The 16,812-nt window shown below is 44.1% G+C and carries 10 protein-coding genes; 5 read left to right on the forward strand and 5 right to left on the reverse strand.

Annotation, left to right across the window (positions count from 1 at the left end):
- Positions 1–40 precede the first annotated feature (40 nt).
- The 5 genes from ACNOGP_RS06010 to ACNOGP_RS06030 form a co-directional block, all read right to left on the reverse strand.
- Positions 41–2,869 carry a glycoside hydrolase family 2 TIM barrel-domain containing protein gene (locus tag ACNOGP_RS06010; protein ID WP_418214316.1) on the reverse strand — a complete coding sequence of 943 codons (2,829 nt, stop codon included), beginning with the start codon at positions 2,867–2,869 and terminating at the stop codon, positions 41–43.
- 12 nt (positions 2,870–2,881) lie between these two features.
- A complete protein-coding gene (locus ACNOGP_RS06015; protein WP_418214317.1) occupies positions 2,882–4,816 on the reverse strand; it encodes a hypothetical protein in 1,935 nt (644 codons plus the stop codon).
- Positions 4,817–4,837: 21 nt separating this feature from the next.
- Positions 4,838–7,363, reverse strand: coding sequence for a glycosyl hydrolase 115 family protein (locus ACNOGP_RS06020; RefSeq protein WP_418214318.1), 2,526 nt, complete (start codon positions 7,361–7,363; stop codon positions 4,838–4,840).
- Positions 7,364–7,390: 27 nt separating this feature from the next.
- On the reverse strand, positions 7,391–8,632 hold the full coding sequence (locus tag ACNOGP_RS06025; RefSeq protein WP_143866201.1) for a rhamnogalacturonan acetylesterase: 1,242 nt from the start codon (positions 8,630–8,632) through the stop codon (positions 7,391–7,393).
- A 119-nt stretch (positions 8,633–8,751) separates the two neighbouring features.
- The gene (locus ACNOGP_RS06030; protein ID WP_418214319.1) at positions 8,752–10,872 is read right to left on the reverse strand and encodes a hypothetical protein; all 2,121 of its coding nucleotides are present in this window, start codon (positions 10,870–10,872) and stop codon (positions 8,752–8,754) included.
- Between the two features lie 255 nt (positions 10,873–11,127).
- Between ACNOGP_RS06030 and ACNOGP_RS06035 the strand changes: the two genes are divergently transcribed.
- Genes ACNOGP_RS06035 through ACNOGP_RS06055 form a run of 5 tightly spaced genes read left to right on the forward strand, consistent with a single transcriptional unit; the run spans position 11,128 to position 16,589 of the window.
- Complete coding sequence (locus tag ACNOGP_RS06035; RefSeq protein WP_272720688.1) at positions 11,128–11,997, forward strand: FimB/Mfa2 family fimbrial subunit; 870 nt, start codon at positions 11,128–11,130, stop codon at positions 11,995–11,997.
- 49 nt (positions 11,998–12,046) lie between these two features.
- Complete coding sequence (locus tag ACNOGP_RS06040) at positions 12,047–12,946, forward strand: fimbrillin family protein (RefSeq protein ID WP_418214320.1); 900 nt, start codon at positions 12,047–12,049, stop codon at positions 12,944–12,946.
- 20 nt (positions 12,947–12,966) lie between these two features.
- Positions 12,967–14,781, forward strand: a complete 1,815-nt coding sequence (locus tag ACNOGP_RS06045; protein WP_418214321.1) for a fimbrillin family protein — start codon at positions 12,967–12,969, stop codon at positions 14,779–14,781.
- A 46-nt stretch (positions 14,782–14,827) separates the two neighbouring features.
- Complete coding sequence (locus ACNOGP_RS06050; RefSeq protein WP_418214322.1) at positions 14,828–15,616, forward strand: fimbrillin family protein; 789 nt, start codon at positions 14,828–14,830, stop codon at positions 15,614–15,616.
- A gap of 40 nt (positions 15,617–15,656) precedes the next feature.
- Positions 15,657–16,589: a GDSL-type esterase/lipase family protein gene (locus ACNOGP_RS06055; protein WP_418214323.1), complete on the forward strand. Its 933-nt coding sequence runs from the start codon at positions 15,657–15,659 to the stop codon at positions 16,587–16,589.
- Positions 16,590–16,812 lie beyond the last annotated feature (223 nt).

Raw genomic sequence — 16,812 nt, forward strand, 5'->3', positions numbered from 1 at the left:
AATTAAAATTTATGTTGTTAATTCATTCAGTTATAATTTTTTAGTGACGGAAATCAAACCAAAGTTTCATGCGTAACCCGTCGTCTCCCGATTTGATGCGAATGCTGCTCGGCTGACTTTTCGGACCATGTTCTGCTATTGATTTGAAAGAACGTATGGCGGGAATATCATAAAGGAAGGAAAGATCGCCTTCCGGAAAACTATGCATACTGTTTTCCCCATCTCTTCGATGTATCGGTTCTTCCGGAGTGAATACCCGGAAATATAGCCCGTCTGTTTCCGAATAAATGGTGAAAGGTGCTTTATCCGATTGTAGGGTTGCCCAATATAGATTGCCATGATATCCTTTAAATTCAGGATATATTAGTTTCTCGAAACTTTCTCCGGTAATGGTATTGTTATATTCTTTCTCCCATATATTGTAATTAGTTCCTTTAATCCGGTTTTTCCAGACACGATACGGACCGCGTCCCATCCAGCGCATTCCTTTTACTTCTTTTTCCGGAAATGAAAAACTGAGTCCCAAATAATAGATGTTTTTATCAAAGAATTCTCCTTTGTATCCACCTCCGTTACCACGATTCAACATACGAGCATCCATGCCTAGTAAACCGTCTGCTGTCATACGCCAGACGATGGAATCAATGGCCCCTGTATATTTAACAACGAAAAGTGCATCTTTACCTTCCATGTGGGACTCTCCTTTTTTGAAATCGGCTTTTATGCCTACGGGTAACGGACCGTTATTTAATGGAATGACTTGACCATTGCATTTTACCTTAGTCAATGCTCCGTCTTTACCGCTGAAGGTTACTGAAATTCCGTTTGCGGAAAGAATGATATCTTCATTTTCTTTTCTAATCTCTGCAGGTTTTGCAGGGGTGCTTTGTGTACGTTGGCTTTTAAAATATTCATCGGCATATTTTACCGGCCATGTCCAGGTGCAAATAGACTTCCCGTTTCTATCGTAAGCTTCCAGTTCCAATACATCACCTTGAAAGAAATTAGCCGGTAGTTTCATGCGTGCTTTCCCTGTTTCTCCCGGATCAATAGGCGGTAGGCTGACCGTCCCTTCATTCAGTAATGAACGCTGACCTCCCTTTAGTGGAGAAGGAGTAGCATACAGGCGGTATCTCATGCTACATTCTTTCAAATTGGTGAACAGATAAGTATTACTTACCGCAAATTCTCCTTTGAAAGAAGGGGTGATAAACATATTTTTGAATTGAATGGGAGCCCATACTTCGCGGACTGTGTAGAAGCTACCTTCTTTTTCCCTTCTGGGACCTACAATACCATCAGGACCGTTCGGCCCGTCTGAGTCGAGAATTCCTCCCTTGTCACTACGTGTAACGGCTTCATCCATAAAAGTCCATAAGAAACCACCGGCAAATAACGGATTGGAAGTATAATTGCTCCAATAATCTTCCAACCCCGCGCCCAGTCCTTTGTCATACTGTCCATGCAGGAACTCTGTCGGCATGAAAACGTTGTATCCATTGGCGAGACGTGCCGTTCCCGTTTGGTATGCAGGGTAATGATGAGTGTCCAGTTGGTTGAAATCTGCCCACGGATGAATTACATGCCGCTTTTGTGGGTCATAATCGGCAAAACGGGTATCCAGTTTCTTATTCCATCCTCCTTCATTGCCGTTGCTCCATAAGAAGATGCAGGGATGGTTCACGTCATGAGCCATCATCTCTTTTAGTAGTTTCTCTCCCACTTTCTCATCATATCTTCCATGCCAACCGGGAAACTCTTCCAGGTAGAAGATTCCCAAAGAGTCGCATACATCCAAGAAATGCTTGTCAGGTGGATAATGTGAGCGGACCGCGTTCATATTCATCTCTTTGATTAGCAGTGCATCTTGCAGGCTGATTTCTTTGTTTGTTGTACGTCCTCCATCGGGATGGAAACTATGACGGTTGACGCCTTTCATTACTACTTTTGTTCCATTGATATAAATCCCGTCTTTAGGGCGGAACTCAACGGTACGGAATCCGATTCGTTCTTCGTGTATATGTACAAGTCTTTTTTGATTGTCGAGCAGTTCCAATCGGAGCAGATAAAGGTTGGGATGTTCACAATCCCAGGTGCGGATACCTTCCCAGTCAGTCGAGATGGTTTGTACATTCCCGCTATCCAAAGTAGTTGTTTGCCTTCCGATGGACTTGTTTTCTCCTACCGGAGCCAGTGAAGTTGCCAGAGAATACCCCTTTGGTAGATTATTCATATGAACTTCTGTTGATAACTTGCCGTCGGCTGTTGCATTCACGGCAATACGTTCGATATGTATCTTAGGCATGGCTTTCAGATAAACCGGACGGTAGATACCACCGAACAGCCACCAATCGGCCCGGCGTTCCGCCGCATTCACCGATTTATTGGCAGACTCTTTCCATACTTTCACTTCCAGTTCATTACTTTTACCGAACTTGAGTTTGTCGGTAATGTCATAATTGAAACTGATGAAACCGCCTTGATGAATATCTCCCGCAAGTTCGTTGTTAATCTTCACTTCCGTATCAGTCATTACTCCTTCGAAAACAATGCTGACCTGCTTGTCTTTCCAGTCAGCGGGAACTTTGAATTTATAACGGTAGAGCCCCATTTCATCACTTGGCTTGGCTCCTTTTACCAGATAGAAACGGCCGAATGTATATTCTCCGAAACCTTGCAGTTCCCACTGTGAAGGTACTTCTATCTTACTCCATTTACCACTGTTCATGCCTCCGGAACAATAAAAATCCCAAGTCACGGTGTTTCCCAGTCCGGTGCCGGACAGATACAGAGTCTCCGTATTCTGTGCGTCTATACTGCTGAAGCACAGGAGAAATGCAAGTGAGAGTAGTTGTTTTATTTTTATCATATAGCGTTATCGTTATTTGCTTGAGCAATATTTTCTTATTTCTTTATTCTCTATCAGGTCGGAACCGATATAATAACTGGTATGAGTTGGCTGATTATAGCCGATATTCTGATTAAGAGCACTCATTTCATAAATATGGTCACTCATCAGATATGGAAACTGATATTCCGTGGGATACCAGGTGCTGAATATGCGTAATTCCGTATTGTCGGAGGTCGGTTGAATAATTTCTTCCCGCCAGTCACCTAGAAAATCTCCATAGAAACATGGGTTGGCTTTCGTGCCATTGATGGTGGTAACGCCATAACGATATATGGTGAATACCCTCCCGTCTTTGTAGGAATTAACAGTGCCATTATCCAATAATTGCCTGTTAAGGGAGCCGGAGAACCACATTGCCATATTGCACGAACTTGGAACATAACCCAAATCAACGCCGGACGAAGAATGAGCATTTCCTTTATACCACCACATTTCGCAGCCGGGACTATCCGGATCGATGTCTGCCACCAAACACCGTCCCACATCTCCTGATTTGTCAAATTTCCATATAATATCTCCCGTATTGGCATCTCTTAGGGCAGCGCCTACCGTACCGCTTTCAAAGCAAGACCATATTTGAAGTCCTTTTCTTGAAGGGTCGAATTTTCCGAGATGTAATGCATCGCCATGTCCCAGTCCGCAACAGTTGAGCCCTTTTCCATTGTGGTCTATGGTGCATGAACCGTATACTATTTCATCTAATCCGTCATTGTCCACATCACCCACGCTCATGCTGTGATATCCTTGACCGTCATAATCGCTGTGAATACCGTCGGTAGTATCGAAGCGCCAGATGCGGGACAGTTGGTTATCGCTAAAGTTCCATGCTTCCACTACGATTTTGGCGTAGCATCCCCGTCCTATAATGATAGAGATAGCGTCGTTGGAACAACGTGCCATTCCGATCCGATAACTACTTGAGCGCTTATAATAGTTATCTCCCCAGTCTTCACTTTGTCCGAGAGCGATGTAATTCGTTCGTGCCAGCTCCTTGCCGGTAGCGCCTTCTATCACGGATAAGAATTCGGGTCCGCCATGTATATATTTCTTGCCCGCTACCCGGTAATCCGTTTTTCCATCCCCATCGGTGTCACCAATTTCCTGTCCATCCCCGAAAATGGTGCCTTCGGCGGTACGCAATGCAATTTCGCATTTACCATCCCCGTTGAAGTCATATACAGCGAATGAACTTCCGTTTCCGGTTGGCACATTGGGCCCCATTGCCATTCGCCACATGAATGTGCCGTCCAGGTGATAGGCTTCCAGCAATACGGAGTGGCGTATGCCGTCATTCGTGTCGCCCGTCTCGCTGTCTTCATCATCATCTGGAGAAGAGATAAGCCGTTTCAATACGATCTCATATTGTCCATCGCCATCCAGATCACCTATGCTTATATCATTGGCTTTGTACACTAATCCGGGAGTGATGCCTTCCGTTCCTTGCAAGGGAATCGATATATAAGGCAGTCCGGCGGAAGCCTGTTGTGCGGTGATAGTATAGGTATCTATCGTTACTGTACTCGAATGGTAACAGAGTCTATATGTATTATCTACCGAAAGATCGGCCGAAACATCTTGAAAATTGTTGACTGTGATAGCATTCTCATTTACTTTGATTTCAGCCCGGTCGCCACTTTTTCTGTAAAGGTCGAACGCTACTTCCGTATCGTCAGTGGGCAGCATGCGCCAACTGACAAGAATCTTTTTATTATGTATTTGGTTCTTGTCGTTTGTAGCGTCTGCCCTGCCGTTGATAGATGCCCATAACATTCTTGGAGTATAGTTCCTTTCTTCTTTTACCACCGGTTTCTCTCCGTCATCCGAAGAGGACGGAAGAAGCTGATTATCCGTACATGCAGATAAGCAAAGTATAAATCCGATGATAAATAATGGCGTGTATTTCATGGCGTTGATACCTTTTTAAGGTTACTGTGGGAACACATAAAATTTACGGTTCGGCTTAAAGTCGAGCATCCATTGGTCTATTACAACGTGCTTGTCCAACGCTTTGATTGTCAGCGTGTGCTTGCCTTTTTTAAGTGAATGCTTAGTCTCCTTGACGGCTTGCCCACGCAGTACATTACGTTTCCATGTCTCCGTACGTCCCTTTTCTCGGAAAGAAAGCACCTGCGGTTTTCCTCCGTCTATGCTGACACTGAAGCGGATATCTCCTTTGTCATTCGGTTGAGTCGGTATGACGGCAGTACGTAACAATGCTTCTCCTTCCCACGGACAGTCAAATTCAAATGTCAGTGAGCCACCTTTAGACAGGGCAACGGCGTTCATACTGTGTCCAAGTGCCTGAATAGGCGTAGCTCCTTCCGATGCTTGGGTATAATTGCAGGCATTGTAACTGATACATTTATCTGTTTTAATCTTACGGGAAGATGTTTTCTTTGGACCTTCAGCCAGATATTTATCTACTTCTTTGTCGGTCAATCCTATAGGAAGAGTTGGCGGATAGAACACATACAAATCGCGCGGATAGAAACACATGGAATGTTTCCATTTACCGTTCGCCATCTCATTGTTATAGTAATCAGTCAGTTCCTTGATTTCCTGATAAGCTTTCGTACTTCTGGCACAGGCTGATAACATAGCCTTGTCACGTCCCCAAAGAGATTCATCACACTGTCCGGTAGAGTAGGAACGGGCGCGTTGTGCTTCCAGCATTTTGGTACTCATGGCGGCGGCAGCAAATACCTGATATTTGATATGTGAGAAGAAAGCGTCTTTTCGTTCGGGTGCAATCAGGGCTTCTGCTTCGGTAACAGTCTTTTTGATTGCTTCGTACGAATCCAGATAACGGTCTAGCTCTCCGCCGAATTCAGTCAGGCTGAATTCGGTATCAATCACTTGTGAACGCCCTCTGGGGTACTTTCTTTTATCTAATTCTACTTGTGTCCATCCCATGTGTTCCGGTTTACGGATACTACATAAGCGGTAGAACTCATGCATGGCAGGGAACAGTTTCTTTCCGGCCTGTTCGCCAAATTCCCGGCAGAGCCATTTTTCCTGGTGTGCGTTTAAGGTAGAAGGACCTACGGAATTGATGTCCCAGGCCATATCCAGAAACAGTTCGAGATTATAAGCCGACGGCTTCAGATCGTGCACATTGACTATCCATATACGACGGGCATTATGGTCGTATGCCTGCTTCATCTCATTATAGATAAGTCCCGGCTGAGTGGTGCACAGCCACATATAATCATGTGGACGTCCCCAGTAGCTTAGATGATAATAAACACCGCCGCCACCGCTTCGTTTTTGCTGTTCTTCATCGCTGAGGCGTGTCATGTATCCGTAATTATCGTCACACCACATAAGTGTAACATCCTCCGGGACTTGCAAACCGTTTTCCATGATCTGCAATACTTCTTTATAAGGAACAAACACCTGCGGAACTTTTGTAACGTCCGGATTAGTATATTTAGCCAACAATTTACGCTGGTCGTTAATGACCTGCTGAAGAGCGCTGACTTTTTCATCCATAGTCTTTACCCCCTCCATGTGTCCGTCATGAATACCTCGCATACCGATCGTATACATATTCTCATACTTCCCAGCTTCTTTCAGCCGTTCTATCCAGTAAGCCTGTACGGAATCACGATTGGTAATGTAATTGTAGGCTCCACGTCGTTTTACACTCCATTCTCCTACATTGTTGCGCATTAAAGGTTCGCAATGCGAGGTACCGATAGCAATGCCGCAACTGTCGGCCACTTCCTTTGCACCGGGCACGAAGTAGAAAGGAGTGGTGATGCCATGCATACCCGGCCAAATCGCATTGGCGCGCAACCGCAACAGTAATTTGAAGATCTCTTTGTAAGTACGGGCTCCGATACGTCCTTTGATGTTGGAAGGTTCGAACGTTTTCCAACTCCAGGGTTGTAAAGACCAGTCTTCATCATTCAGGAAAATGCCGCGATATTCGACAGACGGACTCTGAAAAGTCTGAAACGTATCGGCTACAGCGAGCCGGTTCTGCTTTTCCGGAGTGACATCTCCCCACCATACCCAAGGTGATACGCCTGCCAGACGTGACAATTCCAATATTCCATAAGCAGTTCCTCTGCCGTCGCTACCTATAACAAAAAGCTGTTTTCCCGTAGAGCTTCCGGCCACTGCCATATAAAAACCGTCCTTTTTAGCGGCAATTTCATCAATGGGGATATTTAGTCCGCGCAATTCCTTCTGTTGTTTTTTATCCGCTTTGTCCAACTGTATAATGCGGATTGTTGCTTGGGATGCAGGACTTTGTTTGGGTGATAAACCTGTCACCTGTTTCATGTCCTCCGTGAACATGTCAATAGCTATTTTTACAACTGGGGCGGTAGACTGGGGCATGGCGTATGATATAGCCTGTTTTCCATTGTACCAAACGAAGTCGTTACTGCGTACAATCTGACTACATACGAAAACGATGATTAGTAAGAAAGAACGTAAAAGCATGATATTAGTTTTTATGGTTATGTACTATTAATTTCCGTCGGGTTTTTCCATTTCACAGAAAGGGGCCGGACACCAGTGGAAACTGTCTACGTTATCCGGCTTGGCGGGATCGTAAGAAGTATCTGTTTTCAGATATTTCGTCAGTTCCGGGGTAGCCTTTTTCATTCCTTCTATCACACATTTCGCTATTTGGTAAGCACCGTAAGGGTTGAAGTGGGTATTGTCAGCCAATTCTTTCTTTTGTCCGGGAAAGCTGCCCATCGGATAGTGTACAAAAGCCTTTTTCGAACCGCTTTCGCCCAATGCTTCATACAGTGTACCGGTCATGTTGTTCAGTTCTATCAAAGGTACATTTTCTTTTGCTGCAATCCAGCGTACTGCATCCGGATACTCGCCATGTGTATTGACGGTACGGCCTTCCTTGTCAAATCTGCGGCGACGTGTCGGAGTAACCAGCACCGGCTGTCCGCCTTTCTCCTGTATCTGGTCGATAAAGGTTTTCAGACTGGTCATAAAAGAGTAATAGGCGCCTTTACCGGGACCTTTCTGCTTTTGGTCATTGTGTCCGAATTCAACGAAAACATAATCTCCTTTCTTTATCTGCGACATAATCTTTTTCAGGCGGTTCCCGCTGATAAATGTATTGGCGGATAATCCGGACTCTGCATGGTTGGCTACCGATATTTTGTCCGTAAGGAAACGGGGAAGCATTTGTCCCCAGCTGGCCCAAGGTTCATTTTCCTGATCTACTACTGTGCTGTTTCCACATAAGAAAATAGTTGGAGTGGCAGGGTCTGCTGCTTCTACACGGATACTTTCACATACGGGAGCATCTCCGTTAATTTCGATTGTCAGTCTGTCGTCCCAGTCCAATTTGCTTTTTTCACGGTCTTTGACCTTTACGGATTCTTTGGCGGAGATACGGGGACTACGTTTATTGACGATGAATGTTTCTTCTACGAATTCTCCTTTTTTAGTAGGCAGATTCTCTACGAACAGGCGGCGTGATTCTGCACGTACAGTTGTATTCCCTGCCTGTTTCTTACTGCCTAAACGTACCGTGACACGGTAATTTCCGTCCGGCACACGTACCGAGAAATAGAAAGGATCATTACTGTTTTTCTTGGGTGTATCTACACGGTCGAATCCGTATCCGGTTTTTTCCGAGTAACGTGGAGCATCGGCTAATTGAAAAGTCTGTGGCAGATTTTGTGCTTCTATACTAACTGCTGTTGCCAGTAATAAAAGGCTTAATAAGGTTGTTTTCATTCCAGGTAAAAATTAAATATGTAATAAGTGAAATTTATCTTTTCTGTTTCCGCAGCTAAAGTATTGCGTTTTTTGTTTATGTATAATGGATATACGTGTGAAAAGATGGATAAATTGTGCTATTTTTCATCTTCTCCAATATAATAGCCCAAATGTGTAGGCTGATTGTATCCTATATTCTGCATAGCTTGTGACATATCATAGGTATGGTCGTTCGTCAAATGTACAAACCGGTACTCGGTAGGATGATTGGTCGAAAAGATATAGATGGACAATCCGTCGCTGCTTCTATAAATCACTTCTTCGCGGTAATCTCCCAGAAAGTCTCCATAATAACAAGGATTGGCTTTGGTTGAGTTATTGGATTTTACACCGCCACCGTATTTTTCGAAAGTTATCACCCGCGACATATTCCAGGGAGCGGATTTCGTATAACTATGAACCATTACATCATCCAACATCTGACGGGTTAATGTTCCGGTCCAAAAAACAGCGTTATTATAACTTTTGGATCCGGTTTTGGCAGAAGGCAATGTTGTGCTAAGCAATTGTCCGGTTTGGCAACTGTATACTCCGCTGGCTTCGGCAGACCAATATTCGTGTCCGGGACTTTCCGGAATAATATCCGCTACCAGGCACCTTCCCACGTCTCCCGGAGGGTTATTGTCTTCATCATCCTCGTCGGCACTGTCTCCGCTATCTCCGGAAGTAGCTCCGCCTGCATGGCCGGTTATAAACTTCCCTGTCGCTGCATCGAATACGGCACAGCCGTAGCCGAAGCCGCTATTCATATATTTGTTAGGATTTTCAAAGCAAGCTACTACTTGCAGTCCCGAACGGTCGGGGGTAAACTTGCCCACGTGCAACGCATCCCCATGTCCGTTTCCTGTACAGTAGAGACCTTTTCCGTTGCGTGCGATGGCTGCCGAACCATAAAGTATCTCATCGTAACCGTCCCCGTTTAAGTCTGCTACCCTGAAAGAATGTGAGCCCATGTCTCTGTACGATTCACATCCTTTATCGTTTGTATTGAATTTCCATCGGGGCAATAATGAGGAACCGTTAAAGTCCAACGCCCATACCTGCCAGTTTTTGTAAATTCCCCGAGTGATGATCAGGCTGGGATTGGCTTTCCTGACGCCATTCTGAGGAATTCCGTCCAAATAAGCGGCTCCGATAAAGAAACGGTCCATTCGGTTGCCGTAGTCGTCTCCCCAGTAATTGTGCCAGTATTTGGCACGTTCGTAATTACTGCCTTCTCCTCCGCGTGGAATATTGTTGGTACGTGCCACTTCCACACCTTGTCCGTTGACAATGGATATATATTCCGGCCCGTCAAAGATTAGTCCGTGAGTGGAGTGTAGTGATTTCCCTGAATACCATCCTTTCCCGGGAGAATCAACCGGCTGCCTGTAATCGTTTACCTCTCCGTTGGCGGCTGTTATTATCGTATTGTCGGCAAATTTGGTTCCTTCGGAGGTACGGAAAGCGATCTCACATTTTCCGTCACCGTCAAAATCATATACGATAAAAGAAGTATAATGGGAACCGGAGCGTATATTGATTCCCATATCTATCTGCCAAAGGAAGGTTCCGTCCAGCTTGTAAGCTTCCAGCAAAGTGGTTCCTTCCTGCCATCCGCCTTTATTGGCACCGTCATAGGGTTGGCGTTTCAATATGATTTCCATTACTCCGTCACCGTCGAGGTCACCCACTTGTGCATCATTGGCATTATATGTGATAGCGGGGTTTGGCACGTTGGCGTTCAACCGGATAGCCCGGTAGAAAGTCTGCGCCATTGAGGAAGTCAGGGTATATTCGCACAGTGTCTCTTTTGAACCGGATATGGTAACGCGATATGTGTTCGTGGTTTGAGGGTTAATATCTTTGTCCGCCCAACAGGTGGTATGCTCAATAGGCGTTTCGTTCAGTTTGGTTTCTTGTCCGTTATCTTCACTTTTATAAATATCAAAGGAAATATTATCCGGATCTGTCGGGAGTAGTCTCCAACTGATTAGTGCATGGGAATAACCGGAAGTATGCTGTTTTACTTCCTTATAATTAGGGTCGTAGCTGACCCACATACTGCGCTCTCCTTTGATAACTTCCTCTTTGGGTTCTTCCTCTTGATTCCCTGCATTATTTGTGTTATTGTTTTCCGGTGACTGTATGGACTCATCTCCGCAAGCAATAATAAAGAGCAGCATTCCGATCAATGACAAATAGCGTAAATATTTCATGGTGAATATATTTGGTTAACGTTCGAATACAAAGATGAGGAGAGTCTGGCGTTTGTGACATGGATACTTGTACGTTTACATGGATTATTTGCCGATGGTACCTCCGTTCGTGTGCCGGTTTGATAATCTGTGCTGGTTTGTGTACGTTTATCCATTTTCTATTATTTCTATTCCGTTTAATTTTGCCATAAAGTGAAAGCAAACCTTTGTATGCTAGAATTTTGAGCTATTAATCAAACATGAATTTATACTATTATGAAAACTCGTAAAATGATGACCGCGTATGTTTTCCCTCTTTTATTATTGGGAATTACGTTCTTGCACATCTCCTGTTCCGATAATGAAGGAGATGAAATATCCAAGCAAGGTACTGTCGAAATCACTGCCGATTGGGGGGATTATTCTGCGGAAGCGCAACTTCCGGACGATTACACTCTTTTTATTACCGGAATCGGCGAACGGAATGTGGATAACCGGACTGCAACTTATCAATCTGCCTTGAATGTCGGGACGTATGATGTGGTAGCTTATAATAAGCCTGCCAATATGACTGTGAATAATCTTACAGCCAGCGTTGCGCTTGGAGAAGACGGGACCTTGCAACAGCCTGGCTGGTTTTTCTCTAATGCCCGGACTAAAGCGGTGGTAGTGGAACCCGACAAAACGGTGAAGACCTCTATTAAAATGAAACAGCGTGTCCGTCAGTTGACATTGACACTGGTTCCTCAAGGCGGAGAGCCCGGACAGGTGGCAGGAGAGATTGAGGCGACATTATCCGGCATTGCTTCCACCTTTAACCTGTCTACGGGAGAACTGTCTGAACCCAAAAGTATAAAGCCGGTGTTCACAAAGCAATTGTCTACTGGAGCTTATTCGGCTACCATCTATATAATAGGTATAGCGGGGAATGAGCAGACACTTTCCTTGTCGTTACCGTTGACGGGAGGCAGGACCTGTTCTTTGGTCAGTGATATGACAGAGGAACTGAGATACTTCGGAAACGATATCTCTCCGCTTTATCTCAAGGCTGCGCTCGAACTTCCCGAAGGAGCCGGAACGTCAGGCAATATCCATACGTGGGAGCCGGAGTTTACAGACGGTCCGGATAATGTGGAGATTCAATAAACAATTCTTAAAACGACTTCTTAATTATAGCTTGATAAATTAGTGAATTATGAAAAACAGAATTCTTTTGACGGTCCTATCATTGATGGTATTGACCGCCTGCAATAACCAGCAAGAGATGGGAGATACGACAGGACAAATGCCGGTATCTGCCGGTGTATCGGGAATGATCAGTCAAGAAGCGGCTTCGAGAATGGCGAATGATACGTGGGAGGAGGAAGATGCAATCGGCATATCCGGAACAAGTGGGGATGTGACTTATACAAACAGGCGACATAACTTTACCGGAGGTTCTTCCTTTACTCCTGCACCGGGTGCTGTTATCTACTATATCGATGAGGAAGAATCGGAGTTTTCCGCATATTATCCTTATACTGCATCGGGGCACACGCTACTCGAAGCGAACATAAGCAACCAGACAGGCAGTAAAAACTTTGATTATCTGTATGCCACCGCCAAAGGTTCTTTATCGTCTCCGATGCTGAACTTTAACTTTTATCATACCATGTGTAAGGTGGTCTTGAATTTTATTCCGGGCACAGGTTTTGCCGTAGATACAGACTTTAGCGGTTGCACAGTCCGTCTGGCTTCTCTCCATGCTTCCGGTTCGTTTGATACGTTGGCGGGAATTGCTCAGGCGAATACGGCAACTGCCAGAGGGTTGGAATTTACGGATGGAAGCACCGTTGCGGCAAATGCGAATACTTATTCGTTTATATTATTTCCGGAAACTGTCTCCGGAGGGGCCGCTCTCTCTCTGATTCATAACGGGACCGCTTATGAAGGTGTTCATTTAAAAAGCAAGGACTCTTTTGATCTGGTTTTGACAGGCGGTAAAGTATATGAATATAACGTTAAAGTGAACCGTACCGGGCTTGCCGTTTCTTCCTCCGCCATTCATGGATGGAATGATGAACTTCCCGACAAAGATATAGATATAAACTTGTAGAACTTTAGAATCTGAATAGTATGATAATAGAGAATAGAAAACTACGATTATTTGCATGGCTGTTCGTTGTTGCCACAGGCAATGTATTGATGTCATGTACCTCTGATGAAGAAAGGGGAAACAGTGTGCTTGACGGCACCTATCCGATGACGTTTGTAGGACAAGTGTTCGATCGGCCGTTGACACGGACAACTTCGGAAGGAAGTTGGGACGGTACGGAAAAAGTAGCCATACAGATAGGTGAGGAAGTGAAGCTGTATACTGCCGACGAAAATGGCGGACTGACTGCCGATGAACCTTTTTATTGGGAAAATAAAACTGAGGCAGTTGACGTATTGGCTTGGTATCCTTGCAATGAGACGGAAGTTCCTGTTTCATTTTCTGTACAGCAAGATCAGAATCTGGGGAATGGTTATCAGAATAGTGATTTTTTGAGAGCTCGAAATCATTTTTCTTTTTCGGACCAACCGACCTTAGACTTTTATCATTTACCTGCAAAAGTACAATTAAACTTGAAAGCAGGTGAGGGAGTGGAAAATGAGGAAACAATAAAAGATGCCTCTATTAGTTTTGTCAATATGTCGTTGACCTCCGGTGAGTTGGATATGATTTCGGGGACAGTGGCGCAGACTTCCGGAAACACAGAGATTGTTCCTCTAAAGTTCTCTGGTGACAAGATAACGGAAGGTTATCTGCAAACCGTGCAGGCATTGCTTGTTCCTCAGCAAATGAAAGGTATCCCTTTTATAAAAATTGTCATAAATAATGTTCCGGCCTATTACATTCCGGAGGAAGAGGAGGATGCAAACCTGCAATCGGGTTATCTGTATGTCTATAATGTTACAGTAAATAATAAAGGAGAAGTTGAAGTTTCATTAGCCGTTTCAGGACCGGAATGGACTCCGAATGGAGATGAACATTTGGTGACGAGCCGCACTTGCTATACGGCAGATGATATAAAACCCGGTGATTTCTTTTATCGTAGTGCGGATGGAAATAGTTGGCTCGTGAGTGATGGCGGTTTGCGCGAGGTGGATAACACGACAGGAGAGAAAGTTTGGGAAACCCCGTCTCAGACTCCGGCAGATTTCAAAGATGGAAGAGCCTATATTGGTGTCGTGTTCCAAACAGATCCTAGAAGAATGAGCGAGTTGGAGAAATCAAAAGGATGGACGCATGGATATGTGATGGCATTGACTAATGCCTCTGCGGCTTGTACTTGGGGAACTGTGGGAGAAGATGAAAAGACTGAAAGTCAGACTGGTGGTATTAATTATTTTCCAAATGTAACGAGAAATAATACGATGTATCAGGATGTCGACGGATATGGAAAGAAAATGTATATTGCTGATAATAAACTTGCAGGAGTGACAGATGTAAAAGAAACTTCTTATGCTGCTTTTTATTATTCTGAATATTATGGGACAGGTGATAGCCAAATATACGCTGCTCCCGGTAAAGAATCAAATCTGACTTCAGGTTGGTATTTGCCGACTATCGGCCAGTGGTGGGATATTCTCGAAAATCTAGGAGAAGCTGTTGGACTGTTAGGATATAGAGATAATACCGGAAGCACTGTCACGTTAAAATCAACAGGGGATATAAAGATGTCTACTGCCATCATTAAAAAATTGAATGAACGGATGGGGGAAAATAATCAGGGGATAGCTCCTTTTGTAGAGGGAGTACATTACTGGTCTAGTTCGGAGAAGGATAAAGATAATGCACGTCGCGTCCTTTTTGATGCGGCAGGTGGAAATAATTATAGTTTGCGTTTAGCCGATAATAGAAAGAATAATCCTTCTACTGTTGTCCGTTGTATCCTGGCTTTTTAAGCGACCTATTACAACATTTCATTTATGAATAATAAAAAAGAGTATTATGAAACAATATAGATTATTTATGTTACTGGCTTCCGTTCTTCTGTTAGCAGGTTTGAATTCTTGTTCGCACGAAGAATTCTCCGAAAGTGCTTTGCCGGAAAAGGGCTTGCCTTTATCACTCAACGTTGTTTCCGATAGCTATGCACCAGCTGGAGTAGAGAACACTGGAACACGTACTTCGGAAGAAGGCTATACTACCCGTTTTACTTTCGGCGACCGGATTGGCATATTGCAGATAATAGCTCCCGACAATGGAGAAAAACAATATAAGAATTATTGTTGTACGGTTGGTGATGACGGGAATTGGTCTTCAGATCAGCCCTTGATTCATCAATCCGGCAATGTAAACTACATTGCTTATTATCCTTATCAGAAGGTGAACGATGAAGTGGAGCTGAATGCGTATCTTGCAGATTTTACTCCTCTGCAAGATCAGTCGACTCCTGAAGGATACACCAATAGCGACCTGATGAAAGGTGAAGGCATTGTATCTAATACTACTTTGACCGTAACTTTGCAACACCTGATGGCATTGATTGTAGTTGAAGTTCAATACCCTTCTGATCTGGCGGAAACCTCTCCTGTAGTTTCATGGGAGGACGGAAAGATTCCTTATCCTGTTGTTGGTCAGGAAGGAGTTTTTCGTTATCTTGTAAAACCGAATGTGGCAATCTCTTTAGAAGGAGGCTATCCTTATTATAGCGGTACACAGAAGTTTAAGATTCAGGCGGAAGTATCCGAACTGCTTCCTGCACAGTATTTGCTGTATAAAGTGGATGCGGAGTAAAAACTTGATATGAACCTACTAAATTAAAATAAGAAAGATAATGAAACTGAAATTACTGTTTTTAGCGTTTTTGGTGCTTTCTACTTCTGCCATTGTAGAGAAGTCTCCGGTAACGATTTATATGATTGGCGATTCAACTATGGCGAACCGTAACCTCAAAAATCCGAAGAACAAGGAACGTGGATGGGGGATGATGCTGGGCAGCTTTTTTCCGTCCGATAAAGTGGTTGTTTCCAACCATGCTGCCAGTGGACGTAGCACCAAGAGTTTTATCAACGAAAAAAGATGGGCGAGAGTAGTCGCTCTGATTAAACCGGGTGACTATGTGTTTATCCAGTTCGGACATAATGACGAGAAAAAGGAAAACCCGAAACTTTATACCGAACCGGGCGGCACATTTGATGATAACCTGCGTAAGTTTGTGAACGAAACCCGTGCAAAAGGCGGTATCCCCGTTCTTTTCAACTCTATCGTTCGTCGTAAGTTCTGTCAGGACGCAGCAGGGCAGTTCACAGATTCCTTGCTGGATACACATGGCGAGTATCTCCTTTCTCCCAAGCGGGTAGCCGAAAAACTGAATGTACCCTTTATTGATATGAATAAGATGACTCATGATTTGGTGTGTCAGATGGGACCGGAAAAGTCGAAGGAACTGTATATGTGGGCAGGAAAGAAGGACGATACACATCTGAATATCAAAGGTTCCCGCGTCTTTGCCGGAATGGCGATTGATGCGGTCAGTAAGAAAATTCCTGAATTGGGTAAATATATTCGCCACTTTGATTATGTGGTAGCTACGGACGGAAGTGGTGACTTCTTTACTTTGGATGAGGCTTTAAAGGCAATTCCTGCAAAGACGAAGTGTAAAGTGCTCGTACGTACAGGGCAATATGGTCCGAAACCGGAAATTAAGAACAAGTTGATAAAGATTACGGAAGATGAAGGCGTAACTTATGGGACTCCGGTAATTTAGCGAGAAACGCTACTTTTAAAGTTCAGAGAAGAAATAGAAGAACAATAATTCATTTTTACCACAATACTGGAACGGCTCATGTCTTGAAAACATGAGCCGTTCCGGTTGTTTTATAATTTAGTTCCTGTTAGTATATATATTTGTTTCTGATACTTAATGAAATTATCCCTAATGCTACATAAAACTATTCGTCTGACAACTGTTAAACTTTCGTCTGACAGTT

The organism is Bacteroides difficilis (assembly GCF_048319815.1).
GTDB lineage: Bacteria > Bacteroidota > Bacteroidia > Bacteroidales > Bacteroidaceae > Bacteroides > Bacteroides zhangwenhongii.